Genomic DNA, 24,251 nt, shown 5'->3' with positions numbered 1-24,251 from the left:
CCATAAAGAAAAAGGTCAACCAGAAAAATCTGGCTAACCTTATATTACGATCGGGCCAGATTTTTGAAGAAGAGTATTACGAAATTATCATTATTTGTGATGATTGTTAATAGAAGTATCAAATTAGAAGTTGGTAAAGAGATTTATCACGAAAATGGTTTGGCTTGTAAAAGTTTGTTAATGAAAGACGAATATGAGACTTGCTACCAAAACTAATACTCTTATTCCACTAAAGGGCGCAATTCTTCAGCAAGAATTTCGCTCTTTCTTTATGTAAAGGGTCATTTAATTGAGGAAAGTTTATTGGACTGACGGTGCTGTTTAATTGAAGATTAATGGAACTATTTCATAAGTATATCGTCTGTTATTAATAAAGGGGGTATCATAGTGAATTTTTCAAAACTCCTACTTCCATTTAGTATCTTGTTGATATTTTTGGTTGGTTGTAATAATGACTACATAAGTAGTGCCACCAGTAATCCAACGCTAAAAGAATACTTTAAGTACGATAATGCTGATATTTTTTTACTTAATGGATATGTATTTTCAAATGCACAAGATGTTGAATGGGTAACAGAATTGAAATATGAATTAGGCGAGCAGGTAGGCGAAATAACAAAGCAAGCAGATAAGGCATCCAAATTTGAAAACGGCACAGCGAATAAATTACCAATTGGAACAGAGATATTTAAAACAGATACACCAGTAAACATCGCAATTGTTGATGGAGAAGAGATACCGTATTTGAAAATGGTTGAAGGTTAGTTAAAGAAAGAGCGCCAACTAAATTTAATAGTAAAATAAGAGAGTTTATATGGAATGGATGGGGATTATGGAACAATGGCTTGATGTACAAACACTTATCTGGTTATTTCCAATTATGTTTGTCCTTCATGATTTTGAAGAAATTATTATGGTTGAAAGGTGGATGAAAAGAAATTCAAGTGTGATATATGACAAATTGCCGGAAAGAATTGCGGATAGAGTCATTAATCAATTTTCTATGTCAACAGCCCAGTTTGCAGTTGCCGTATTAGTTATATTTCTATTTGTCAGTAGTTCAACTGTTATGGCAAATCAATTTGTGAATCAAGGATTACTTGGTAATATCTATTTTTTTACCATTATTTCATTGACTTTTTTTCTACACGCTTTTACTCATATTGGTCAATCTATCATTCTTCGTTCCCTTACACCTGGTGCATTCACTTCATTGACTGTTATCATTCCATACAGTTTAGTTTTGTATCGTTCTTTATTAGTGAATGAAGTAATTACATGGGAAGTTATTTTTGTATGCTTACCCTTTTGTCTCTTAATTTTCCCAGTTGCTTTACTTGCTCATTGGATTGGAAAAAAAGTAGTATAGAAATCTAATATGCTAATTTTACTAACGGGTGCTATAGTAGATTAAAGCTCTTCAACAATCAGGAGCTTTTCAGTAAAAAGGAACAGCGCTTATTTTCAAGGCCTATTCTTGAATAAGGATGAGTGTCTGTTTTTCCTATTAGCTTAAATAAAAGTGGGGGGGGGATAATGTGAAGATCCAAAAAATATTATCTGTTTTTATTTTAATATTGGTGTTATCTGCTTGTAATCAACAAACCATTGAAGACCCTGCAGACCCACGGATTAATGGTGAAAATAATCTTTCTTTTAAGGAAATAGAGAATGTTATAAAAGAGCAGGGGCTCGAATTAAAAGAGGCTGTCCCATCAAATGATGATTTTATAGGTGAATTGAATGGGGTTGAACCGATAAGTTATTGGTTAGAAGGGAATCCTTTATCAGTTTATTTGTTTCCTACGGAAGCCGAAAGGGCTAAGGGAGTCAAAAGTTTAGAAGAATCAAAAACTGTGGAGGAACTGGAAAAGTATAGAGCCTACGGGATTGAAAATGTATTGGTGCTTTACGTACACAATGCGGATGGAACAAATACCAAACTATCTGATGCATTAGGGAACATAAACAGACCAATAACAACATCCGTCTTTAATTAACGGGCGCTTTTCTGTAAAAAGGAACGGCGCTTATTTTCATTATAGGGCCATATTGTGGGGGATCATATTAAAGGAAAATTGTGTACTTATCGATGAGATTGCAAAGTATTATACTTAAGCTAACGATGCAGGTTAGTGGCACAAAGTAGGGGAGAATGACAATTGAATCAACTTTTTTCTCAAGAAGGTGATCAGCTTAATGAATTGGGAATGGTATGATTGGGTTTTTCTCGTAATCATATGTATTATTTTCCTTGTTTTTTCTAGGAATGTAAAATTAACAATACTTGTTTTGGTTATAGTTTCCTTCTTTTGTATAATTTTCAAATTAGAAGTATTTTGGGTAATACCAATTTCCATATTCCTTACTTATATTATTGGAATGTATAAACAAAAGAAAAACAAGTAATATAGATAAACTACGGGGCTGTGATTCAATTGAGTAAAATTGATAAACAAAAAGAAAGATGGAATAGAATAAAATCCAAAGGTAAAAAAAGATATGTATTAAACATATTATTCATTTATGTAATTTTTTCATTAATATTTCCTACAATTCATGTGTTGTTTGTGCTTAATAAAATAACATTTCCTATTCAAGAGATAGTTATAATATATTTAATGTACTTGTTCGTTTGGAAGGTTAATATGAAAAAGTTTGAAAAGTAGGTTGTGTTTTCGCCACTCCCTTGAAATTAAATATTGTAAAATAATGTATTTACACTACCATGAAAATAAGTTTCTCCAAGATTAGAAAAATGACATTGTATGAGTTGATTGACTGGATTAAGGTCAGTATCAGTATGACACTTCCTAACCATTTTCATTCTCTGTGGTGAGGCACTAATTTTTGTGCTTCATGGATGGCTAACGTGCAGTTTAGTTTAACAAGAACAACTGATAAAATAACAACAAATCATATTTAAAAAGGTGTTGTTATTTTTGGAACAAGTTAAAATCTATAAAATTTCTTTGTATCCAATATTGGCTTTAATGTTTACCGGTGGGATAATGTTTTTCTCATTTTGCTTTATGAGTTTAACAGACATTCTCTTAAATATATTCATCTCTTTTGTAGGGTTGTTTTTTTCATTTGTATTTTTAGGGTATTCCTTTTATCTCTTAAGAAAAAGAAGAGAAGGTAAGGGATTTTATTGGGATGATGAAGGGATTGTAATTGACCTACATGGGAATAAAGTCTACTGGGATGAGATTGAAAGTATTCAATATTCCGATGTAAGAGGTATGAAGTCCACCGTGATTTATCCACACTATACAAATCACGAAAAGATTAGAATCCGTCGTAAGAAATGGATGCCAACAACTGCCCATTCAATCGATTGGTTTTATATTGAAAAGCCAAAGGAATTGCACAAAAATTTAATGAAGACTTGGGAAGAAAAAAAGCATTAACGCACATTTATTTCAAATTTCTGATTAAGCTAACGAGTGCGATTGTTCAACAGGAATAGTCACTTCTTGTGCTAACGAAGCAGGAGAGTAATAGAAGCAATTAAATTAGGACTTTTAGGTGTGATAAAAATTGAAAAGAAGATTAAAGAATAAGCTTGTAAATAGATATAATATTTTAAAAGGGGCCGGACGTCAAAAACAAAAGCGAAAAGGAAATCGTTGCATACAGTATGAACTTTTGCCAATGGGAGAAGACGATAAACTTGCTATGTTTAACGATAAAATAACTCCTGAATATCCATACTCTACATACTGGCTTCTAGACGGGTACTATTGGAAATTTAGTAACATTTATCAAGTTAGAGTTTTTCCATGTTCTAAATCTGGTGGTAGTCCAACCAAATCCCCTGTTAGAATGATTTTTAGTAGTGAGAATATATTCGAAAAGGTGGTTGAAGATATTAAAAAGGATAAGTTTTGGGATGCCGATTATTAAATATATTATTTAAATGTTATTCAAGTAACGGGAAGCTTTAATGAAGAAGAAATAATTGATTTTATGATCAAAATATAATTATCTATTCCATTATAGGGCGCAATCCTGGAAAAAGGATACACGCTCATTTTTCATTTAAGGGCTAGATTGTGGAATACGGTTATTAATTCAACATGGTACAATTTAGGTAATAATGAAGATAAGGAGAGCGGTTAATATGGGGTATTCTGAGATTGCAGTAATACTGTTAGTTTATAGTGGTCTCATGACTTTCTTTTTAGTCCCTTTTCAAAGGCGGATACATTCAAAAAATTACCATCAGAATAAATTATCCTTTACATTAGTTTTTAAAGATAGTTTAATAAAAATGATTTTTCATAAAAGGGCTATTTTTGCTTTAACCTTATTGGGCTTTACGTTAATTAGCATTTGGCTAGGATATGCTGATATTGAATACCATTTTAATGCTCATAGTGGTTATACTCCAATAAGCACTAATTTAAAAGCTATCTATTCTATTTGCGGTGTGCTTGGATATACGGTTATTCTTTTAATGCTTCTTGGATATGTGAGGACATTAAAAATCATAAAGAGTGCAAATAAGTAAGAATAAAAGTCAAAACTTTTTATTCAAGATAAGAGCGCTATCATGGAACAAGGATACGCGCTCATTTTTCATTTAAGGGCCATTTAATGGAGGAAGAATATTAAGAAAAATTGAATAAATCATATCCATCGTTAAAAAAATAGAAAGAGCTACAATTCATTGATCTATGGAATGGGTTGACTGGATTAAGGTCAGTATCAGTATAGGCGCTTCCTAATTATTTTCATACTCTGTGGTGCAGCACTGATTTTGTGCTGCATGGATGGCTAACGGGTGCTATGCTTCAAGAAGGAGAATAGCTCTTTCTTATTGAAGTAAAGGGACAGATTAGACAAGAAGGATTGTTAATTCGAGTCACCGAATTTTTAATGGGGAGATTTGATAGGAAGGAGGTATTATAATGCTACAACAGATTAGAATAGGGAAATGGTTATTAGAAGCTGATATTGATAAGACACGAGAATTTTATAACAAAGATATAGAGGTCTGTAACTGCTTATACTGTAAAAATTAAGTTGAAGCATAAAAGTATTTATAGACTTCTGTATCCGATATATTCAACAAACTAGGGATTCATCCCGCAAAACCAGCACATCTTTCGGAATCCCCTACCGAGAAATCTGGGACACGGTTATACATATGGAATTATCATCTTGTTGGAAGAATATTAGAAGGAGAATTGTGTACATTCTCTAACTTTAATGAAATGAAAACTTTTGAGATAGAGAATTTCACATTTGGATTTTCAGAGGATTTAGAGTTTGTACCAGAAGGATTCCTAACCCAAGTCAAACAGTTTAGCTTGGATGCTAATATTCCCTGGGTTCTTAAAGAAAATCCAGATGATTGAATAAGATTCATATTCAACTAAATGGTGCAAGAGTTAAACAAGGTGTTACAGTCGGAGCATCTTTTTTTCTTGTTGTGCTAGCTGGCAGGATAGTTCAATAAGATTTCGTTTCTTATGGTGGGTTAATTTGGAAACAAATGAATTGAAACATCATCGGTTCGGGAAAGGTATAAAATGAAAAATTTGAAAGGATTTAAAATCATGGACGATATTGATAAAGACAATCTGCGAGAAAAATCGTCAAGTTCTCTTAGTAAACTAATTAAACGTATTTGGTACGTTTCGTTAGCTGTGGGACCTACGACAACCATGTTACAAGGAAAATTTCCGTTTAAGGAAATGTTTTGGATAATCTCTATAAGTTCACTAATCCTTGCCTTTTCTTGTGCTGTCATGCTCTTTAAAAAGGATTTTGCATTAGTAGAGCGTATTCTTTATTCAATCGCTACGATAGTGTTATTGTTTATGAACCCGCATTGGTTAGACATTCCTGCTTATTTAACAAATGATTATAGAGTTGTTGAAGGGATTCCGACTGAATTTGAATATCGATATCCATATAAGGCGGGTAGTTATTTGCATGTTAAAGTTCAAAATGAAGAATTAAATTTGCCGACAAATGTTCCTGAATCACATTCTGATAGATGGTTTGTCATTCATTATCTTCCAAATTCAAAATTCATCATGGACTACAAAATTCTATCCAAACAGGCACGCAAGAAAAATTGAAAAAGGAATAACCTTCTAAAACGATTGTTATGGTGACTCTTATTAAGCTACCATGAAAATAAACTTCTCTAACTTCGAAAAAAGGCAATACCAAAGAGAGAACCCTTATCCATCGTAAAAAAAAATGGAAAGAGATACAATTCATTGATCTATGGAATATGTTGACTGGATTAAGGTCAGTTTCAGTATTGGCGCTTCCTAACTATTTTCGTACTCTGTGGTGCAGTACTGATTTTGTGCTGCATGGATGGCTAAGGATTGTTCAAAAAACAGGTTTGTTTTATGGCTTAAGAAAGTTATTAGGGGGATTTAAATGTCTAAACATGAAAACGAAGAAATGCTTACAGGAGGGAATATCTCTAACGTTTATCGTTTAGGTGATACTGTGCGACGAGAATTAAAGCCAGAAAGCACCAAAATTCATAAGCTATTAAAGCATTTGGAGAACAAAGGGTTCAGTTATGCACCAAAGTTTTTAGGCATTGATGAAAAAGGAAGAGAGATATTATCATTTATTGAAGGTGAAGCTGGTAACGACCCTTTAAAAGAATATATGTGGTCAAATGATGTATTAAAAGAAATAGCGAAGATGCTTCGTCTTTATCATGACGCTGTGAGCGATTTTTCATTAACAGATAATTGGAAACCGATAGATAATACTCCTAACAAAGTGGAGGTATTATGCCATAATGATTTTGCTAGATACAACATTATTTTTAATTCTAAAAGACCAGTAGGTATTATTGATTTTGATGTTGCTGGACCTGGACCAAGACTTTGGGATATAGCTTATACCCTCTATACCTGCGTTCCCTTAAGTAGATTTTATCTTTCAGAAATAGGTGAAAAAGTTCATTATAATCAATTACAGCATGCCAACCATATAAAACAAAGAGTAATATTGTTTTTTGAATCTTACGGTGAGGGAATAGAAGATGATTATTTGGAAATGGTACTGCTGCGATTAGAAGGATTATGTAAAACTATTGAAAGAAAAGCTAGTGAAGGCGATATAGCTTTTCAAAAGATGATAGATGAAGGGCATCTCGAACATTATCAAAACGATATTAAATTCATTCGGGAACATGGACAAGATTGGATTTAGAGAAAACTTTTGTTGAATTAGCGGGGTGCGATTCTTCAAGAAGGAGAATAGCTCTTTCTTATTGATGTAAAGTGGCAGTATTCTTGAATAATCAACAATAGACTATTTGTAATTTTTTGATAGAAAACTTTGATAATGTTGAAACTTATATTTATTTCAACCGTATCTGAGTAAAGGACAGAAGGAGTGAAAGTATTGAAGAGATTATTTGTATCAGTATTTTTAGTAATTTCGATTTTATCAGCTTGTAATTCATCAACATTGAGTTTTAGTGAAATTGAAAATGTACCTAATAATGTGCAGGAAAAAGTTGATTCTAATCTAAAACTCCAATTAATCAATGATGGCAAAAAAGGCTATTATATTATTTTTCAATCAAATGGAGATGTGGAAAAAGATTTAGAAGCGCAAGGGGATACGGTAACCATAAAGTTTAATGTGCCTAATCCGCAAAATGATGTTGTAAAGCAAAAAACATATTATTTAACGACAGACCCAGAACACGATGTAATAGAAGTTCTAGTGAATGGAGAATCACTGCCCTTTGATAATGTGACCAGTCTATACTAAGAAAGGGAGGTTTTCACTCCCATGAAAATTTAAAAATCTCAAAACCCAGAAAAAAGCATATCAAAATGGACCCAGTAAAAACGCTTTTTAAGAAAGGCTGAGCCTTCCGAGTGTTCATTAGCCGAGATTGATTTCATTATTGATGATAATGGTAGTGTTTTAGTAAATGAAAAAGATTTGGATCAGGCTGTGATGTGCTGTTCTTAAGCTAAAGGGGGCTTTTCTGAAATTAGGAAAGCGTCTTTCTTCATGAAAAGGTCCATATTGTTGTATAAAAAGAATCCATTTTGATCTTTTTTCAAAATGGATTCTTTTTATTTATCGCAAAATACTGGTCTGCCAGGCGTTTTTTGTTGACCAATGTTATTTCAAACCCATAGTTCAAGGTAACATATATTTTACATATTGCAATATATATGTTACGTTGAATATAAGGGGGGACGCTATGAAAAATAATGTAAAGCTTGCCCGTGTGAAAGCGGAGTTAACGCAACAGGAACTAGCTGATGAGATGGGCATTACCCGACAGACAGTTAGCCTGATCGAAAAAGGAAAATATAATCCATCACTAAAATTGTGCCTACAAATTTGTTATGTAGTGAATGCCACGTTAGATGAAATCTTTTGGATAGACAGGGGGGATTTTGATGAAAAAAATCACAGATGAACGATTGATAGTACAGAATTTACAAAACACAAGAATAGCCTATATCGTACAAACAATAGGTATTCTTGGTATTCTTGGCTATGAGTTTTTCAAAAATGGAATGGAGGGAATGACAAAAAATCCTCTATGGTTGGTCTTTATGTTGACAGCAGTCGTTTACAATTACTTAAACATGAGTGTAAGCGTCGAGAACGAAAAAAGGCAAAAAAAGCCAGTCAAGTCGTTTATTATTAGTTTTGTTGTAGTTACAATTATTGCTGTTGCTATTGGGGTTCCCACATCAATTACCCCAAATTTTAATTGGAGTGATGGCCTGCTAATAGGGGGTATTACATTTGTCTGTGGGGTTATCCCTATTTCATACATTTATCGTCTTAGAATAAAACAACAAAAAGATATGGAAGAAGATGAGTAATTATATAACGAAATCGGGCCATTTTCTTGAAGAAAGGAGTTTTGATTTGAAAAAAATTGATGATTTAAAAGCTGGAGTTGCTGTAATTATTTTGAACCAAGAGAATCAAGTACTATTGCAAAAAAGAGCTGATGTGGGCTTGTGGGGAATCCCTTCAGGACATGTGGAAATTGGTGAAACAGTGTCTGAAGCAGTCATGAGAGAAGTAAAAGAAGAGACTAATTTAGATATAAGAATTGAAAAGCTGATTGGTGTTTATTCCGATCCTGATTCACAAGTTTTCAATTATCCAAATGGCAAGGCAGTGCATTTTATTACGACTTGTTTTCTTGCTGAAATTACAGGTGGGGAACTTAAATGTAATTCAGATGAATCGCTTGAAATTAAATTTTTTGATCAGGACAACTTACCAGAAGATTTGTTAACAATGCACCCTCAATGGTTAGAGGATGCTCTTTCAAAAAAGGAAGCGGCATTTATTCGCTGACCAATATTCTAGAATCTGGCGCTTTTCTGAAATAAGGTAAGCGTCTTTCTTCATGAAAAGGGCCATTTAACAGAACATAAGGAAGGAAAAGAAATCTATCATTAGTAGGTTTACAAGGGGGGAAATTAATGTTTTGGAGCATTGTAGCTGTATCATTTATCATATATGTCGTATTTAGCCTTTCGACAATTAAATATCAATTAAAACAAATTTCAAAACATCTAAATATCAAAGATGTTGGAATACAAAGGGTAAGCGATGAAGAAATCGAGAAAGAATTAGAAGATAATTCAAAAAGGTCATAATATATTGTTCTGTGGATATTGAAGTAGCTAATTCAATAGTCGGGCGATTTTCTGTAACAAGGAACAGCGCCTATTTTCATTCTTTTTAACTGTTTTTGTAAGTGTAATTCTCTTTTTCGTATTTGGTTCCGTAGTTATGGGTGGAGGTAATCCCGCAGAGGAGGCAGTTTACGCAGTAGAGCAATAATAATTGTTTTAATTTCATTTTTAATTGCTCAAATTTACCATCTAATAGATTTGATTAAGAAGAAAATGTGATTTACCCATTTTTCACTAACGGATACTTTTTTTGAAAATCTATCGTCTGTTTTTTAGAAAAGGGGTAATCATAATGATCAATAAATTTTATTTATTTGCTTTAACAATAATGGCCGGAATTATTGCTTTGACTGGATGTAGCAATAATACTGATGGTTCATATGCTGGTATTTTAATAGTTGACGGAAAAGAATATATACTGCAAGGCGATATTGAAAATAATGAATTTACAATCGGTGATAAAATTGGAGAAGTAAAAAAGACAGTAGATGCAGACGTTTATCCTAAAGATAATCTTTCATCAAATTTATTAATTAGACCCGCCGGTACTACCCTTGAATGTTGTTCTTGATTCGCATAATTAACCAAGTACTAGAATTTATTACTTCTACGATTAAGATTGTAATTACTATAATTTTTAAGAAAAAGAAACCATGCGGATTAACGGTTAATTCTCCGCTTCTTGACGACCCAATCAAAATGGCCAATACAGAGGAACCGGTAAGCCATAAAATTCGCAATAAAACTTGTTTCAACCTCTCTAAAAGATATATTTTCATTTGCTCTCCCCCAGCCCTATAAATACAATCAAATAATAATTACCCTTTTGAGTAATTATTATAAAAGTCAAATCCCATGCAATTAATCTTTTTACTTGCCCTTCGCGGTAACTTACGATTACACACGATTTTATATATATTTAGCCACTCGCAATAACTAGATATTAAGAATGATTTCTTTATCGTTAATGTATCCTTTATAAAAACCCCATCTATTACAGGATGGGCGTATACGTGTTTGAAGTGTTAAAATTAATAACTTATTGTAATCTTAACATTTCCATATTGAGGATAGTGACAGCTCGGCTGGCACTACCCTTAGTTATTGAAAAAAATTATTTTTCGGCCTTATTTCTTTGATATTAATCTTCAATATCATTGTCATGATCATTGTCATGATCATCGTCGTGATCATTGTCATGATCAACTTTTAAAACTTTACCTGTCATAGCATTAATTTCTACATCAGCTTTATTCTTTGGAGTTTTCATTTCTATTTCATATTTTTGTATTCCATCATCGTTTTCTTTTTCTACTTTTGTCACATCCCCATTAACAGTTTTCCTAGCAATTGTGGTTGCTTCATTTTGAGAAATAGTTGATTGATTCTTTAGAGTATTATTATATTTCTTATCTACGCTTTCATGGTCTTTTCGATTATTTTCATCATTATGGACAGATTGAATTTTTCCTTTAACAGGATCAATTACTAATTCATACCCTATGTTGTTTTTTGCTATATCAACTTCGTAATACGAATGATTACCTTTGTTTTCCAAATTGATACTTTCCACTTTACCAGATACTTTATGAAGGGCAATTTCTTTTGCTTTATTACTTGAAATCATTTTCCCCTCTGCTGTTGCATTAGAAACATGTGTATTTCCACTCCCAACTGCACCGACTGATAGTGCTCCTCCTAAAGCAAGACCTGCAGTAAGCGTTCCAATTAATATTTTTTTATTCATAATGAATTCCTCCTATTTCTAATGTTTGCTATAAGAACAGTCTATACAGTGTAGATTATAGTAATATTAAAGAAACATTAGAAATTGATGAGAATTTCATTCCGTATTATTAATCATCCCACGTAACAGATTTAACTTCCCCGGTAATTGCTTGCATTTGAATTGTTGATTCCATTCATTTTTAGTATCAATTTGAACAAAATATGGAAAGTTCGACTAACTCAAACTTTCCACTGGCTAAGTTTAAAATTAGGACTTTTTCAGTACCCCTGTTCAATCCAGAGTTCATCTTCTTTAAATTGTCTAGGCTTTTTTAATGTCCTTTACAAAGGGTCCATTTTAGTTAGGAATCGGGCTTTTTCATTTAAAAAAACTTCTCTTTTGAGGGGATGTAAAAATAGCCACTACTCAAATGCTTAATTTGCTTCGTAAAAATCTTTAATAGCTTTGTCTGCATATACCCAGCCTTTCCAACCAATATGAATGGTATCCTTCATAAAATAAGGATCGTATTCGTGGTCGGAAAAATCAGCTATCGGAAAACCTTGTGCCTCAATCTGCTGTTTAATCCGTTTGTAATAAGCCGTTCGGCCTTGCTTTGGAAAACCGGTATAATCATACCAAGTCCCATTGACTGGAACCGAAATGAATAGTGGCTTTGCCTCTGATTGTTTTAAAAGATCAAGTACAAGCTGAAAATCTAAATATTCAACAGATTTTCCGTATGAAGCACCTATTTTTGTATCTTTCAAAGAAGGCACGAGATGTTTAATATTATTGTATTTAGAATTAGTGATGAAAAAGCGATTATTTGTCGAATTCTGCTTACCCATTAAGTTTGCTTGATGTTTGAGTTCCTCCCAGGATTTATCCCGTACCTTCGGACTGATATCCCGTTTACGGGGAATCCCACCTAACAAGGTGTAATACAAATCTTTTTTCTCAAGGATCGATCTATATATATAGGCTAATGGACGAGCCAGAGCTGCTTTTCTCTTATCCGAAGGGTTATTAGAAATTTCCGCTTCATACAGGGCTGTAAGCATGAAATCATCCTGCACTGGCTTAAATTGTAATAATCGTTTAATCGCCATCTTTTTTACCTCGGGGTCAATCTTATTGTTAAAAGCAAGATCATATCCCTGAAGAATCGAAAAGTTTGGAACGAAGTGTGATAGATCGGCCCCATGAGGTTTAAACCACTGTGGGGATAAGATAAATACAAGTTTTTTTCCTTTAAGATGATCGATATGCTCAGCAAAGTTGAGAAAATGAATTAATGATATTGAACCCCCGCGTCCAATGAGAAAAGGAGTGAACCCATCATCATTTTCTACGAAATAATTGGATGGATGAAACCGATCAAGCCTAGCTAATTCTGAAGAGCCATATATTGGCAAGTAACGATCATCCTGTAGCATTTTCGTCTGAACATATTTTCCTTGAAACATAAATGGATTTAATTCTGTTGCGGCTTCACTTACCCTTTGTTCCGGGATGATACGTTCAACCCAGCTATTTGGAATAAAAATCAGAATAAAAAGGGTAAGAAAAGCAAAAATCATTGGTGGAAATAAAGCCTTTTTCATTTAAAATCAGCTATTCGCTCAGCAATTTTATTAGGTGTAGCCCAAGTCTCACGATCAAATTCAGTAATAGGTACGTTAATCCCAAAACGTTCTTCTATTAGGACAAGCAGTTCTACTGTCCCGATTGAATCAAGGAGCCCGGCATCAAATAAATCAATATTTGGATCATCTTTAACGATATCATCTTGGCAAACTTCTGCTACTAGTGCGATAACTTGATCAGTAAATGTCATTTGAATCATACTCCCTTATGAATAAAGTATCCTGAAAAAATATAGAATCCAAAGCAAATTAAGTGGAACGTGATGACAACAGATACAATATGAGTAAATTTATTTTGCGGCCACCATTTGCGTCTTTTATTAACTTGCTCAAACGAATTATAAACAACCATTAATAAGGCGTGGTATATTCCGTAAAGAATATACTGAATTTCTAGCCCATGCCAAAATCCCATTAATAGAAACAACAAGATATAACCTGAATTAGAAATGATCTGACGATTTTTAATCCATTTTTTCTTATGAATCCAATAGACAAACCGCATAAACACATAATCCCTAAACCAAAAAGAAAGAGTCATATGCCAACGATTCCAAAAGTCCTTTATATTTCGGCTGATAAAGGGTTTATTAAAGTTTTCCGGAGTTTTAACCCCCATAATATAGCTGATTCCAATTGCAAAAGCACTATATCCTGCGAAGTCAAAAAATAAATAAAAACTATAAGCATACATATAAAAAAGATGATGCTGGAAAGTGCTGTGTGAAATCAATCCAAGTTTGGCAATAATATAGTGCTTAATGGAATAACCAATGATGAATTTATATAGAAAACCGAGAAAGATCTTATTGATTCCCTCGTACAGAAAAAGTTTATATCTTTCACTAGGTATACCTTCACTGATATCCTTTTCAAACCTGCGGTATCGATCAATCGGTCCAGAAGAGATTGTTGGGAAGAAAAGAATAAAATACAACAAGTGGACAATCGGAATCTGGTTTTTGATTAATCCATCCCTGGTTTCCATGATCATTTGAACGCCTTTAAAGGTGAGATACGATATACCAAGAAAGCCCCACATATTTTGGATGAATAAATAGGGTGATAACTTAGATAATAACAGCGGTATCAGTGAAAGAATAACAGCTAGACAAAAAACGAACCCATTGTTTGCCTTTTTCCGATAGGTTATATAGCCTTTTATTAATAACACTTGCCAAATGGTAAAAAAGATCAGCGCATAGGTTTCTCGCAAATGTGATGAATAGATCAATGCCAGAAAGATTAGCGTTACAAATATATTATAGGTTCGAAATTGTTTCCCATTTAGACCAAGGATGACAGTTGGTGCTAAAAGAATGGCTGCAATAATAAAGAACAGAAAAGAACCATACGGTGTCATAGCAGTACCTTTTCTTTAATACGTTTTCGGTCAATTTTCCCATTAATAGTCATTGGCAGTTCCTGATCATATACAAATTTTCTTGGAATCATATAAGCTGGAAGTTTATCGACAAGTTCTTTTTTGATTGCACTAGTAAGCTGATATTCCTTTTCAAATTCATGTTTAGAAGGAACAATGGCTGCTGCTAAATATTCGATCTTCTCCTTTTTATAAACAGGAATAACCACAGCTATTTTGACATATTGTGAATTGGCTATATGCTGTTCAATTTCTTCTAACTCCATGCGGTACCCATGTAATTTAATTTGAAAATCAATCCTGCCCTTATAGAAAAGCAGGTCCTTTTCCATTAGGCCTTCATCACCAGTTCTATAGGCCTGTTCACCATTGATACTGTAAAATGATTTTTCTGTTAGTTCTGATTGGCCAAAATATCCTTTGCTAACACTTGGACCGACTATGATGATTTCCCCCTTCTCTCCCTCTGGGACCTCTTGCCCTTCTTCATTAAGCAACAACAACTTAGTATCTTTTTTTGCTTTTCCAATTGGGAGGGGTGAATACTGGTTAAGAATTTCTTTCGTTATTTCCACATATGTGACCGCAACTGTTGCTTCAGTTGGACCATATGTATTATAAACCTTTGCCTTTGGAAATCGTTCCATCAATTGCTGAGCAATAGGTACGGTTAAAATCTCGCCGCAAAATAAGAAAACCGTTAATTCCGGAAGCAATTCTTGATTAAAAGATGGATCCATTAAGCACATCTGCACAAATGATGGGGTAGAAGTCCAAACCTGTATGTTTGATTGTATTAAGGCTTCAAACAACATTTTGGGTTTAGCGATCATCTCTTTTGTAATAGCATAGAGACTTCCTCCTGTTGCAAGGCAGGGGTAAAGATCCATTACCGAGAGATCAAAGGAGAATGGCGCTTGATTTAAAAAGCAAAGTCCTCCTTTAATGGGGAAGTCTTCTACCATCCAATCAATAAAGCTTTGAAGATTATTGGCTGAAATTTGAACACCCTTTGGATTGCCAGTACTGCCGGAAGTATAGATAATATAAAAATTTTCGTCTTCTTTTACCCAATATTCTTGGTCTACATCTTTCAATACAGGAGGAAATATTTCTATTTCATCCATAGTAATATTTAGAATAGATGAACTTTCAAAGTTCAATGGACTTCCAGAAACATTTATTATGATTTCTGCCTGAGAACTTTTGATGATTTGTTCGATTCTTTCCAATGGAACCGAAAGATCAATGGGAATATAGGCATGTCCAGACTTTACACATCCCAAAAAAGAGACAAGCATCTCTGGTTCCATGTGGCCATAAACTATTATCGGTGAGTCTGTCCTCATGTTTTGTTTTAATAAATACGTGGATACTTGTTCCGACTTCCGCCAAAGTTCACCATATGTAATTTTCTTGTTTGGTGAAATAAATGCCACTGCTTCTGGTTGTGTGAATGCAAAATCCTTTATAATAGATAACATTTAGAAAACACCTCCACTTTTAAAATTCAGTGTATATATAGGCACCGGCATTGGCATCACTTAAGCCATACATAAAAAATAGTAAAAGCAGGATGAATAAATAATATAAGTAAAGGACAAAGCTATTCGCTTTTTTATTATTGTTAAACATGACTCAAACATCACTTCCATTAAAATTAAAATAGTAATTATTATTTAAACTGGTTATTTACTTCCTTTAGGATTTAGGGACAAACTGTTCTCATTTGCTTATTATTAGTTAATAAAAGAAATAGATTCATGCAGAGTAATGAAAAATATTCATCTTATTCCCATTTGTTTGTTAGGATTAAACCTAATGCTCTTCCCATCTCCTTACTTTGACTTAACGACCAGTTAGGGAACTTCTTTGAATACGTACCAGCGCGATGACAAATAAAATTATCTTCGCTCAAGATTAATACAACATGTGAAGAAGATGAGAATTTTATTAGAATTTTGTCCCGACAAAACTTATAATTCAATTCAATAAGTGGTACCCCTATAATAAGGAAGGTGCTTTATTCCATTAAAGGGCCATATTGTGGAGGATCATATTAAAGGAAATTAGTGTACTCATCTATGAGATTGCAAAGTATTTTACTTAAGCTACCGATGAAGGTTAGTGGCACAAAGTAGGGGAGAATGACAATTGAATCAACTTTTTTCTCAAGAAGGTGATCAGCTTAATGAATTGGGAATGGTATGATTGGGTTTTTCTCGTAATCATATGTATTATTTTCCTTGTTTTTTCTAGGAATGTAAAATTAACAATAATTGTTTTTAGTTATAGTTTCCTTCTTTTGTATGATTTTCAAATTAGAGGTATTTTGGGTAATATCAATTTTATTATTTGATTTTATGATCAAAATATAATTATCTATTCCATTATAAGGCGCCATCCTGGAACAAGGATACTCGCTCATTTTTTATTTAAGGGCCAGCATTCCTGTAATGAAGGAAAATGAGATTTGAATATTAAAAAAACCTCTTGGTATGATTAGAATGTCCTGAAGCTGGCCAGCGAAAAGGACAAAATCTATCATGACCAGGAGGCCTATCATGAATTATATCCAAAACAATGGCAATTCAAAAATCAAGAGGGTAGCGGTTATTTTTTGAAAAGGCGATAAGAAAATAATTGCAACGACAAAAATGTGGACAGGAAATTATGTTATCGTTCAAATTCCAGACGGGTGGAAAGAGTAAACTTTTATAGTGATTGCTTAGGAATGGATGGTAAAAAGTCTCCGCTTGAATGGGTAGAACAGAAATTAAAGCTCCAAGGGGGAACGTTAGGCCCGATCCAAATTGCTACAAAAGCTGTCCGTAAAGGTGGAACATTACAAATTACAGGGGTTTACGGTGGTTTATATAATATGTTCCCTGCCCCACCTTTTGTTAATTCCTTTAATGTTTCCCCCATATCATCATATTCGGTAAAATTAAATATTTCGGTTTTATTCATTTTTTTTGAGTGCTCAAGTCGGTTAGAAATGTAGTCTATAGCAATAACACGCTCAGCGCCTTTCTCCCAAGCAAATTGTTGAGCCATCAATCCAACGGGCCCACAACCTAGGACAATCACAGTATCTCCTTTTTTTACACCTGCATTATCAACACTCCAATAGGCAGTGGGAAGTACATCTGATAAAAATAATAAGGACTCATCTTCTAATTCGCAATCCTCTGGAATAACAAAAGGGGTATAGTTTCCAAATGGGACCCTTAAATATTCAGCCTGTCCGCCGGGGTAATTTCCGAATTTTTCAGAATACCCAAAGTAACCTCCAGAATCATAGTGGGGATTAGAGTTATCACATTGACTTTCTAGATCATGTTGACAGTATTGGCAGGTGCCACATGCTACAGGAAATGGAATGACTACACGATCTCCCTTTTTCACAGCTGTAACATCCGGTCCCGCATCTTCAACAATTCCCATCGGTTCATGGCCAATAACATAACCAATAGGTAAAGGGAAATTTCCTTGATATAAATGAAGATCAGAACCACATATAGCTGTTGAAGTCACTTTTATAATCATCTTCACGGTCTTGTATCTTTGGCGCTTCTGTATTTTTTACCGCTATTTCATATTTTCCTTGGTATGTGACAGCTCTCATGGTGTCCTCCTAACATTAAAAAAAGTGTATGTTTGATTATCCTCTTTTAAAGCATTATTGGTAATTTAGTTAATATATCGTCCATAATCTGGAATGGCAATACGATCAAACTCTTGTACAAGAGTTCTTAATCCGTTTGATAATAATTCGCCAGTCATCGGTGTTCCATGACCTGTAACAGCAACCTTTGGTTTTAATGCTTCCAATTTTTTTACCGATTCCCATGCATTATGCCAATCGGTGGTCAAGTATCTCGGGGGTCCGCAGATTTCTTGTTTCTGAACTAACACCTTATACAGTGAGTCTTGTCTTACTGTAACAAATGCATCCCCTACGATTAACGAACGGTCCTCATCCCTAAACAAAGAGATATGCCCCGGTGAGTGTCCCGGCGTATGAATCCACCGCCATCCATGCATTCCGGGCACAGTTCCGTTAGAAGGTAATTGCTCAACATTGCTTTCCAAGTTTATCGGTTCATTTGGAAATATAGGGGACATCTTAGCAACTAATCCACCCTCAACAGTTGAATCAGGTTCAGGATAACTCTTATTCCCGGTTAAATAAGGTAATTCCAATTCATGCGCAAAAACAGGGACATCCCAATGTCTAACTAAATCAACAACAGCTCCCACATGGTCAAAGTGACCATGTGTTAAAATTATGGCTTTTGGTCTACTATTCGAACCAAACCTCCTTTCTACTAGAGAAAGGATATCATCTGCTGATTTTGGCATTCCTGTATCAATTAAAACCCATTCATCTTTTTGTTCCGGATTACCAAAAAGACAAATATTAACAATCTGAATTGTAAAATAATACAGGTCTTGTGCAATCTCTCCTCCTATATGAGTTGTAACTGATGTTACTGGGATAAATTTATTATCTTTACTGTATTCCATATAATTATCCATTAAAAAAATACCCCCATATTGAGATGTATTTATAGTATGCATTCATTTGATTGAACATAATCATGTTAGCTTTTTAGCTATTATTTATTTATAAGGAAACATCACCAATGAGATAAATAATTTAAAATATAAGCTAGAACGACGGATCAAAGGATTGAAGTTGAATTGAAGAGTACGTTTGAATATAGCACAAGAATAATTATCTTTAAAAACAAACAAAAGAAGAAAAATCATGGTTTCTTCTTTCGTTTGTTTCAATAAAAGGACATTATTTTGCCTTAAAAGGCTCTTAATTGTTTAAATCATAAAGACCAGGCGCATGTTCATTTGGCATATCAGGCATCTCTGGGACAGGATATCCTTTTGGAGGTTCTATTACGGAAAGCTCTCCCACATTTCGACTAGGGGTTGAACCAGTGAATATTTCACCTATTAAAGTATCTTCGAGTCTAAAATTGAATTGAGCATTGTGGAAACCCAAAACCCATATCAACATATTTGCGACACTCAGGGTATTTATTTAAATCATAGTTAGGGATAGGAAAAAGCTTGCCCCAATCTACACCTAATGTTTCAAGAGCTTTTGCAAATGCATTTTGGTGAGCATTATCCCTCACAATTAAGAACGCAATTGTTTCTCGAAGAGTTTTATTGTTACTCATTTCATAAATTCTAGATTTTTGAAGTACACCTGTCGATTCTAAAACGACTGTTATTAAGTAAATTCGCCGCCAGATTTCCATGGTCATAGACCCATGACCCATTCCGTGGATTACCTGCAGCGTCAACAGGTAGAGATGCTTTTGCTCCCATTATGTAGGGATGAGGATTTACGTCTTCTTGTATCACATCATTTAAAGGTGCTTTGTCACTAGCTTGATTTCCTGGTAACTCGCCACCAGACTCGTTTAAAAGTTGGTTAATTGTTGTTTGAACAAGTTCAACGTGACTAAGTTCTTCAATGAAAATACCTCTAATAAGGTCACGATATTTTTTTTCATTCCCTCTGAAATTGGCACTTTGGAAAGAAAACTGCATTAATGTACGCATTTCACCGAATTGTCCTCCTAGTGCTTCTTGAAGAACTTTTGCTGCATGTGGGTCAGGTTTATCTGGAACTATCATATTTATTAGATCTTCTTTGTAAAAGTACATTTAATTTGTCCTCATTTCATATAAGTTATCTAAAGGCTGTCTTTATAAGTTTTATGAATCCCATCGTCCCACCATTCCTCATCTCAGGAGCAAATTGAAATTATTAAAAATAGTGAGCATAAAAATTAGAGGTGAAAGGTATGGCATGGGATACTTCTAGAGTTGATATGAATATCTATTCACAGGGTAAAATATAGACCGATTGGTTTATTCAACATGTAATATATGTTCAAATGGCTGCGGGTGTTATATTGCTGTTAAAGATGACAAGATTGTCGGAATAATGGGAAATGAGCATTATCCCGTAAATAAAGGTCGCCTTGGTCCAAAAGGTGAAAATCAATGGTGGGCTAATAACAGTATAGATCGCTTATCTACACCATTAATTCGTCATAATGGGAAGTTGTTGTCTGCAAATTGGGAAGATGCGTATTCTTTATTGGTGGAAAAAACAAAAGATATTCTACGAAGGAAGGGACAATGACCAATCTTGAACGGAGAGTTAATATCCTTAGAAAAGCAGTAAATCCTCCCTTTAATCTGCCTTCGGATTTTGAGATTTTACTAGAATTCTCTAAGTGAATGGGCTTTAAAGACCGTGAAAATAACCCCTTAATCTCCTACAAAACTCCTGAAGAAGCCTTTAATGAATGGAGAAAAGTATCAAAAGGTAGACCTTGTGATATGTCCGGAATGACTTATGAAAAAATGGAACAACAGGCGGAATCCAATGGCCATGTAACGAACAGTATCCAAATGGTAAAGAGAGGTTATATACGGATGGCAAGTTCCACACTTTTGTTGATAAGGCAGAATCCTATGGAAGGGATTTGCTAACTGGAAGAGCAAGAACGAAAGATGAAATTATTTGTGCATGTGAAAACATTCTGATAAAAGAAAAATTAAAAAACGAAGTAAACCCCCTTATGATAAGGGTTCAATATATCATTCATGAGTTTCAAACTCATTTTCTTGCCCTTGCTAAAGGTGGTATGCATGATAAATACCATTGGAGTGTTTTATATCGTAATGGAGATACATTAGATGAAATGGCGACCTTATTAAAGAATACGACCCCAGTATCTATCCATACAGAAGTTGAGTATATTAAACAATGCCTTGTGTTTTTTACAAACCAGGTAGTTCAAGCCTATGGAAAAAGAGATTCACTTTATATTATCACTCCAACATTTCAAGAGTTGGCTGGACTATGGTAAATGCTTAATTTAATTAATAGGTTACTTTAAAAAGAAAAGGGAGCAGAATAAAATTTCTTCTCCCTTTTACCCGTAATAAATTAACTAACAATCTTCTGCTTTATAATGATGTAATGGAGGTGGTATTAGCCATCCTTTTTCTTTATTTAAACGAAGAACTTTAACTCCGAGTGCTGCCTTTTGAATATGAAACTGTCCAAACATCATTCCAATATCTTCTCGAATTGATTGCCCCATTATTGTACTGCACGCTACTAATCCTGCAGCAATGCTCATTGAAAGAGCAGCTGCTATTTCAGGATCTGTAAAACGTGCTCCTGCTGGAATATCCTCTAAACAAGCTTTAGGTCTTTCTGGAGGTGTCGGAGGCAATCCAACTCCATTCGCTTTTAATAATGTTTCGATCTGTTTGATTTCTTGTTGTCCTCCTTGAATGGCTTCCTCAAGTAATTTCTGTAAATCTTCATCACCTGCATGGTTTAGGTGGGTTTGATAACTTCCAATTACCCCTTTAGCCGTTAAAAGAAACGACCAGGTGCTAAAAACTTCCCCATAATGCATAGGTTCATCTGTTGGATTTCCACTTAAAATTCCCATTGTAATCCTCCTTATCAAATTCATATTCAGTGCCTCCTTTCGCAAAAGCACATGATTTTATCATTCTCCTTTCGCAATTTATTAATTCATTAATTTGTAACTTGGAAATAAAGCACAATCTTTAATAATAATGTCTAACTGTTTATAATAAAGTTTGATCAGGAGTCCTGTTTTAAAATGTATAATTTCCTTATTTCGCAATGGGGTGTTGATCCAATAAGGATTGACGCTCTTTTTTGTTGAAGTTACCGAACTAACGAGGGAAGATAATGGAATAAGTAATTTATGGGAAAAAATGTATATCATCTCGTATAAACACAGGGTTTTAGGGAACTTTAATTAAAGTCGTTTTTATATAAAATGGAAATAATTACTAAGATTAATGGTTATAAGGTAGTAAAATACGATTTCATTGTACTCGTAACCGTTTTCGTTCTTACTGAGTTAAATTGGGGAGATTGGAGAAATTAGTCAAGAATGAATACATTGAGGATTCTGTGAATTCGACACTGACAAGATATCACTTTAGTTTTTCAATATAACTTGATGGGAATATTCTCCGTCAGGTATAATCAATTCAGCAGGACGATAATACTAGTGATGGTGTAGATGTGATTTTACCGAAGACCATCACTTGAAGAGGTGAGCAACATGTCAGGGAAGGTTCCTGGCGTGAACATGGCGACGCTGAGCGCTTTGTCTGAACCAAACCGTATGAATATCGTCGAACTCTTGCGTGACGGTCCCCTGACCGTGGGAGAAATCGCCGACAAGCTAGGATTGAGGCAGCCCCAAACTTCGAAGCATCTAAAAGTGCTAAGCGACAACTGGATTGTGGAAGTACAGGCTGAAGCTAACCGCCGCATCTACAAGCTTCGTGCCGAGCCCTTCCAAGCGATGGATTCTTGGATACAGTCCTTCCAGGGTGTGATGCAAGAAAGATTCGACAATCTAGATGATTATTGGAAGGAATTGCAGGACAAGGAAAAATCATAAAATCATTTCATGTTCAATGAGGAATTACAATGTCAAACAACACAATGGTATCGAGAATAGAGAACGATCGGGTACTGGTACTGGAGGGCATTTTCGATGCGCCACGCGATCTTGTATTCAATATGTTTAAAGAGCCGGAGCATCTAAAACGCTGGTCTGGACCGAGGGGCTGGGAGATTCCGGTCTGCACCGTCGATTTCCATCCGGGAGGCGTTTTGCACCACTGTATGAAGTGTGTCGATCAGAATCTGGGTCAATTTTTTGGTATGGAAGCATGGAGTAAAGGGATCTATAAGGAGATTATCGAGCCGGAGAAGATCGTCTACACCGATTACTTTTCGGATGCTGAAGGCAATTTGAACGACTCCATGCAGGCGACCGAGATGATATTGGAATTCATCGATTTGGGTGGAAAGACTAAGCTGATAAACCGTGCTGAATATGTGTCTGCAGAGGCACTTAAGACCGTCATGGACATGGGTATGTTACAGGGCATCACCGAAACTTGGGACCGTTTGAACGAGCTAGTAGAGTCGCTGAAGTAGATTTACCGTAACGCTGATTTTCGCGCAGAAAAGTTTTGAATCATTAAGTTTTATAATTAAGGAGTGTAAATATCAATGATTAGTAATTTAGGTCAAATCATGTTGTATGTTAATAACCAAGATGAAGCAAGGGAGTTTTGAACAGAAAAAGTAGGGTTTAGTGTAATTTCAGAGGAAGATAACGGTAAAGGATTGAGATGGATTGAAATTGCTCCAACTAAAGAAGCTGAAACAAGTATTATTCTCCATAATAGGGAGCTAATTACTAAAATGCAGCCTGAATTAAATCTTGGAACACCTTCTTTAATGTTCTTCTCGAAAAATTTCGATAATTTATATAGTGACTTATCAAACAAAAACGTTACAGTCGGAGAAATTGTAAATATGCCTTCAGGTAGAGTATTTAATTTTGCAGATAGTGAAAATAATTACTTTGCAGTAATGGAAAAAAAGTAAATTTCAATTCAATTTACGAGTGCGATGCTTGAATAAAGGCATCGCCTTTTTGCTTGTTTGATTTATGGGGAGGATTGTGAAAATTTACATTTAAAGTAACGGGTGCAATCGTGAAACAAGGGGGTTGCTGCGGCAACTTCTTTTATTATTTAGAAAAAGAAGTAGATTAGTAAAGGCTGTTTTTGTAAAGTTTGTTGCTTTTATGATTTTTATTTAATAGTCTGAGTTGATTGGAGCGGAGGACACTTGACTCCTGCGGGAATAGAGGGAAGCGGGAGACCCCGCAGGCGGTTACGCC

At 34.5% G+C, this 24,251-nt stretch carries 27 protein-coding genes and 3 pseudogenes; 19 read left to right on the top strand and 11 right to left on the bottom strand.

Annotation, left to right across the window (positions count from 1 at the left end; all coding sequences use genetic code 11):
- The first annotated feature begins 387 nt into the window (after positions 1–387).
- The 14 genes from BGM26_RS07570 to BGM26_RS07505 all read left to right on the top strand — a co-directional run bounded on the left by BGM26_RS07570 (position 388) and on the right by BGM26_RS07505 (position 10,254).
- The gene (locus BGM26_RS07570; RefSeq protein ID WP_217039164.1) at positions 388–765 is read left to right on the top strand and encodes a hypothetical protein; all 378 of its coding nucleotides are present in this window, start codon (positions 388–390) and stop codon (positions 763–765) included.
- Between the two features lie 67 nt (positions 766–832).
- Positions 833–1,369: an HXXEE domain-containing protein gene (locus BGM26_RS07565; RefSeq protein WP_217039163.1), complete on the top strand. Its 537-nt coding sequence runs from the start codon at positions 833–835 to the stop codon at positions 1,367–1,369.
- A 169-nt stretch (positions 1,370–1,538) separates the two neighbouring features.
- Positions 1,539–2,000 carry a hypothetical protein gene (locus BGM26_RS07560; protein WP_217039162.1) on the top strand — a complete coding sequence of 154 codons (462 nt, stop codon included), beginning with the start codon at positions 1,539–1,541 and terminating at the stop codon, positions 1,998–2,000.
- 942 nt (positions 2,001–2,942) lie between these two features.
- Complete coding sequence (locus BGM26_RS07555; RefSeq protein WP_217040796.1) at positions 2,943–3,413, top strand: hypothetical protein; 471 nt, start codon at positions 2,943–2,945, stop codon at positions 3,411–3,413.
- Between the two features lie 130 nt (positions 3,414–3,543).
- Positions 3,544–3,909: a hypothetical protein gene (locus BGM26_RS07550; RefSeq protein WP_217039161.1), complete on the top strand. Its 366-nt coding sequence runs from the start codon at positions 3,544–3,546 to the stop codon at positions 3,907–3,909.
- A gap of 217 nt (positions 3,910–4,126) precedes the next feature.
- Positions 4,127–4,516 carry a hypothetical protein gene (locus BGM26_RS07545; protein ID WP_217039160.1) on the top strand — a complete coding sequence of 130 codons (390 nt, stop codon included), beginning with the start codon at positions 4,127–4,129 and terminating at the stop codon, positions 4,514–4,516.
- Positions 4,517–5,540: 1,024 nt separating this feature from the next.
- Positions 5,541–6,095: a hypothetical protein gene (locus BGM26_RS07540; protein ID WP_217039159.1), complete on the top strand. Its 555-nt coding sequence runs from the start codon at positions 5,541–5,543 to the stop codon at positions 6,093–6,095.
- A 313-nt stretch (positions 6,096–6,408) separates the two neighbouring features.
- Positions 6,409–7,200 carry an aminoglycoside phosphotransferase family protein gene (locus BGM26_RS07535; RefSeq protein ID WP_217039158.1) on the top strand — a complete coding sequence of 264 codons (792 nt, stop codon included), beginning with the start codon at positions 6,409–6,411 and terminating at the stop codon, positions 7,198–7,200.
- A gap of 195 nt (positions 7,201–7,395) precedes the next feature.
- Positions 7,396–7,770, top strand: coding sequence for a peptidylprolyl isomerase (locus tag BGM26_RS07530; RefSeq protein WP_217039156.1), 375 nt, complete (start codon positions 7,396–7,398; stop codon positions 7,768–7,770).
- A 445-nt stretch (positions 7,771–8,215) separates the two neighbouring features.
- Positions 8,216–8,437: a helix-turn-helix transcriptional regulator gene (locus BGM26_RS07525; RefSeq protein ID WP_217039155.1), complete on the top strand. Its 222-nt coding sequence runs from the start codon at positions 8,216–8,218 to the stop codon at positions 8,435–8,437.
- The gene (locus BGM26_RS07520) at positions 8,418–8,852 is read left to right on the top strand and encodes a hypothetical protein (protein ID WP_217039154.1); all 435 of its coding nucleotides are present in this window, start codon (positions 8,418–8,420) and stop codon (positions 8,850–8,852) included. The genes BGM26_RS07525 and BGM26_RS07520 overlap by 20 nt, the downstream gene beginning before the upstream one ends.
- Before the next feature lie 46 nt (positions 8,853–8,898).
- Complete coding sequence (locus BGM26_RS07515) at positions 8,899–9,339, top strand: NUDIX domain-containing protein (protein ID WP_217039152.1); 441 nt, start codon at positions 8,899–8,901, stop codon at positions 9,337–9,339.
- 128 nt (positions 9,340–9,467) lie between these two features.
- A complete protein-coding gene (locus BGM26_RS07510; RefSeq protein WP_217039151.1) occupies positions 9,468–9,644 on the top strand; it encodes a hypothetical protein in 177 nt (58 codons plus the stop codon).
- Positions 9,645–9,975: 331 nt separating this feature from the next.
- On the top strand, positions 9,976–10,254 hold the full coding sequence (locus BGM26_RS07505; protein ID WP_217039150.1) for a hypothetical protein: 279 nt from the start codon (positions 9,976–9,978) through the stop codon (positions 10,252–10,254).
- On the opposite strand, the gene BGM26_RS07500 is transcribed toward BGM26_RS07505, so the two are convergent.
- The 10 genes and pseudogenes from BGM26_RS07500 to BGM26_RS07455 all read right to left on the bottom strand — a co-directional run bounded on the left by BGM26_RS07500 (position 10,232) and on the right by BGM26_RS07455 (position 20,142).
- Positions 10,232–10,462, bottom strand: coding sequence for a hypothetical protein (locus BGM26_RS07500; RefSeq protein WP_217039149.1), 231 nt, complete (start codon positions 10,460–10,462; stop codon positions 10,232–10,234). The genes BGM26_RS07505 and BGM26_RS07500 overlap by 23 nt on opposite strands.
- Positions 10,463–10,824: 362 nt before the next feature.
- A complete protein-coding gene (locus tag BGM26_RS07495) occupies positions 10,825–11,430 on the bottom strand; it encodes a PepSY domain-containing protein (protein WP_217039147.1) in 606 nt (201 codons plus the stop codon).
- A 416-nt stretch (positions 11,431–11,846) separates the two neighbouring features.
- On the bottom strand, positions 11,847–13,019 hold the full coding sequence (gene dltD, locus BGM26_RS07490; RefSeq protein ID WP_217039146.1) for a D-alanyl-lipoteichoic acid biosynthesis protein DltD: 1,173 nt from the start codon (positions 13,017–13,019) through the stop codon (positions 11,847–11,849).
- Positions 13,016–13,252 (bottom strand): D-alanine--poly(phosphoribitol) ligase subunit DltC, encoded by a 237-nt coding sequence (gene dltC, locus BGM26_RS07485; protein ID WP_217039145.1) that lies wholly within the window; start codon positions 13,250–13,252, stop codon positions 13,016–13,018. The genes dltD and dltC overlap by 4 nt, the downstream gene beginning before the upstream one ends.
- Before the next feature lie 5 nt (positions 13,253–13,257).
- On the bottom strand, positions 13,258–14,424 hold the full coding sequence (dltB, locus tag BGM26_RS07480) for a D-alanyl-lipoteichoic acid biosynthesis protein DltB (RefSeq protein WP_217039144.1): 1,167 nt from the start codon (positions 14,422–14,424) through the stop codon (positions 13,258–13,260).
- Positions 14,421–15,929: a D-alanine--poly(phosphoribitol) ligase subunit DltA gene (gene dltA / locus BGM26_RS07475; RefSeq protein ID WP_217039143.1), complete on the bottom strand. Its 1,509-nt coding sequence runs from the start codon at positions 15,927–15,929 to the stop codon at positions 14,421–14,423. Before dltA ends, dltB begins: the two co-directional genes overlap by 4 nt.
- Positions 15,930–15,948: 19 nt before the next feature.
- Positions 15,949–16,080, bottom strand: coding sequence for a teichoic acid D-Ala incorporation-associated protein DltX (dltX, locus tag BGM26_RS07470; protein ID WP_217039142.1), 132 nt, complete (start codon positions 16,078–16,080; stop codon positions 15,949–15,951).
- 1,242 nt (positions 16,081–17,322) lie between these two features.
- Positions 17,323–18,073 (bottom strand): annotated as a pseudogene (locus BGM26_RS07465) (alcohol dehydrogenase catalytic domain-containing protein); the annotation flags it as partial.
- Positions 18,074–18,138: 65 nt separating this feature from the next.
- Positions 18,139–18,987: an MBL fold metallo-hydrolase gene (locus BGM26_RS07460; RefSeq protein ID WP_217039141.1), complete on the bottom strand. Its 849-nt coding sequence runs from the start codon at positions 18,985–18,987 to the stop codon at positions 18,139–18,141.
- Positions 18,988–19,276: 289 nt separating this feature from the next.
- Positions 19,277–20,142 (bottom strand): annotated as a pseudogene (locus BGM26_RS07455) (manganese catalase family protein).
- 202 nt (positions 20,143–20,344) lie between these two features.
- On the opposite strand from BGM26_RS07455, the gene BGM26_RS21460 reads away from it, so the two are divergent.
- Both BGM26_RS21460 and BGM26_RS21455 read left to right on the top strand, forming a co-directional pair.
- Positions 20,345–20,626, top strand: coding sequence for a hypothetical protein (locus BGM26_RS21460; RefSeq protein WP_254119121.1), 282 nt, complete (start codon positions 20,345–20,347; stop codon positions 20,624–20,626).
- 346 nt (positions 20,627–20,972) lie between these two features.
- The gene (locus tag BGM26_RS21455; protein WP_254119119.1) at positions 20,973–21,359 is read left to right on the top strand and encodes a hypothetical protein; all 387 of its coding nucleotides are present in this window, start codon (positions 20,973–20,975) and stop codon (positions 21,357–21,359) included.
- Between the two features lie 84 nt (positions 21,360–21,443).
- Here BGM26_RS21455 and BGM26_RS07445 read toward each other — a convergent pair whose 3' ends face one another.
- Entirely contained in the window at positions 21,444–21,956 is a 513-nt protein-coding gene (locus tag BGM26_RS07445) for a DUF3231 family protein (RefSeq protein WP_217040696.1), read from the bottom strand.
- 651 nt (positions 21,957–22,607) lie between these two features.
- Here BGM26_RS07445 and BGM26_RS07440 point away from each other — a divergent pair.
- From BGM26_RS07440 to BGM26_RS07430, 3 genes and pseudogenes are all read left to right on the top strand, one after another.
- Positions 22,608–22,952 carry an ArsR/SmtB family transcription factor gene (locus BGM26_RS07440; protein WP_217039139.1) on the top strand — a complete coding sequence of 115 codons (345 nt, stop codon included), beginning with the start codon at positions 22,608–22,610 and terminating at the stop codon, positions 22,950–22,952.
- A gap of 29 nt (positions 22,953–22,981) precedes the next feature.
- Positions 22,982–23,497: an SRPBCC family protein gene (locus BGM26_RS07435; RefSeq protein ID WP_217039137.1), complete on the top strand. Its 516-nt coding sequence runs from the start codon at positions 22,982–22,984 to the stop codon at positions 23,495–23,497.
- Positions 23,498–23,572: 75 nt separating this feature from the next.
- Positions 23,573–23,953 (top strand): annotated as a pseudogene (locus BGM26_RS07430) (VOC family protein).
- Positions 23,954–24,251: the final 298 nt, after the last annotated feature.

It is taken from the genome of Bacillus sp. FJAT-29790 (assembly GCF_019039215.1).
Classification (GTDB): Bacteria; Bacillota; Bacilli; order Bacillales; family Cytobacillaceae; genus Cytobacillus.
The sequence above is the reverse complement of the archived record's forward strand: the minus strand, read 5'-3'. Positions and strand labels throughout refer to the sequence as shown.

What these genes read in the sequence shown, in the direction of transcription:
- BGM26_RS07565 (WP_217039163.1), top strand. Translation starts at nt 833, where the DNA reads ATGGAACAATGGCTTGATGTACAAACACTTATCTGGTTATTTCCAATT.
- BGM26_RS07545 (WP_217039160.1), top strand. Translation starts at nt 4,127, where the DNA reads ATGGGGTATTCTGAGATTGCAGTAATACTGTTAGTTTATAGTGGTCTC.
- BGM26_RS07540 (WP_217039159.1), top strand. Translation starts at nt 5,541, where the DNA reads ATGAAAAATTTGAAAGGATTTAAAATCATGGACGATATTGATAAAGAC.
- BGM26_RS07535 (WP_217039158.1), top strand. Translation starts at nt 6,409, where the DNA reads ATGTCTAAACATGAAAACGAAGAAATGCTTACAGGAGGGAATATCTCT.
- BGM26_RS07525 (WP_217039155.1), top strand. Translation starts at nt 8,216, where the DNA reads ATGAAAAATAATGTAAAGCTTGCCCGTGTGAAAGCGGAGTTAACGCAA.
- BGM26_RS07520 (WP_217039154.1), top strand. Translation starts at nt 8,418, where the DNA reads ATGAAAAAAATCACAGATGAACGATTGATAGTACAGAATTTACAAAAC.
- BGM26_RS07510 (WP_217039151.1), top strand. Translation starts at nt 9,468, where the DNA reads ATGTTTTGGAGCATTGTAGCTGTATCATTTATCATATATGTCGTATTT.
- BGM26_RS07505 (WP_217039150.1), top strand. Translation starts at nt 9,976, where the DNA reads ATGATCAATAAATTTTATTTATTTGCTTTAACAATAATGGCCGGAATT.
- BGM26_RS07500 (WP_217039149.1), bottom strand. Translation starts at nt 10,462, where the DNA reads ATGAAAATATATCTTTTAGAGAGGTTGAAACAAGTTTTATTGCGAATT.
- BGM26_RS07495 (WP_217039147.1), bottom strand. Translation starts at nt 11,430, where the DNA reads ATGAATAAAAAAATATTAATTGGAACGCTTACTGCAGGTCTTGCTTTA.
- dltD (WP_217039146.1), bottom strand. Translation starts at nt 13,019, where the DNA reads ATGAAAAAGGCTTTATTTCCACCAATGATTTTTGCTTTTCTTACCCTT.
- dltC (WP_217039145.1), bottom strand. Translation starts at nt 13,252, where the DNA reads ATGACATTTACTGATCAAGTTATCGCACTAGTAGCAGAAGTTTGCCAA.
- dltB (WP_217039144.1), bottom strand. Translation starts at nt 14,424, where the DNA reads ATGACACCGTATGGTTCTTTTCTGTTCTTTATTATTGCAGCCATTCTT.
- dltA (WP_217039143.1), bottom strand. Translation starts at nt 15,929, where the DNA reads ATGTTATCTATTATAAAGGATTTTGCATTCACACAACCAGAAGCAGTG.
- dltX (WP_217039142.1), bottom strand. Translation starts at nt 16,080, where the DNA reads ATGTTTAACAATAATAAAAAAGCGAATAGCTTTGTCCTTTACTTATAT.
- BGM26_RS07460 (WP_217039141.1), bottom strand. Translation starts at nt 18,987, where the DNA reads ATGGATAATTATATGGAATACAGTAAAGATAATAAATTTATCCCAGTA.
- BGM26_RS07445 (WP_217040696.1), bottom strand. Translation starts at nt 21,956, where the DNA reads ATGGGAATTTTAAGTGGAAATCCAACAGATGAACCTATGCATTATGGG.
- BGM26_RS07440 (WP_217039139.1), top strand. Translation starts at nt 22,608, where the DNA reads ATGTCAGGGAAGGTTCCTGGCGTGAACATGGCGACGCTGAGCGCTTTG.
- BGM26_RS07435 (WP_217039137.1), top strand. Translation starts at nt 22,982, where the DNA reads ATGTCAAACAACACAATGGTATCGAGAATAGAGAACGATCGGGTACTG.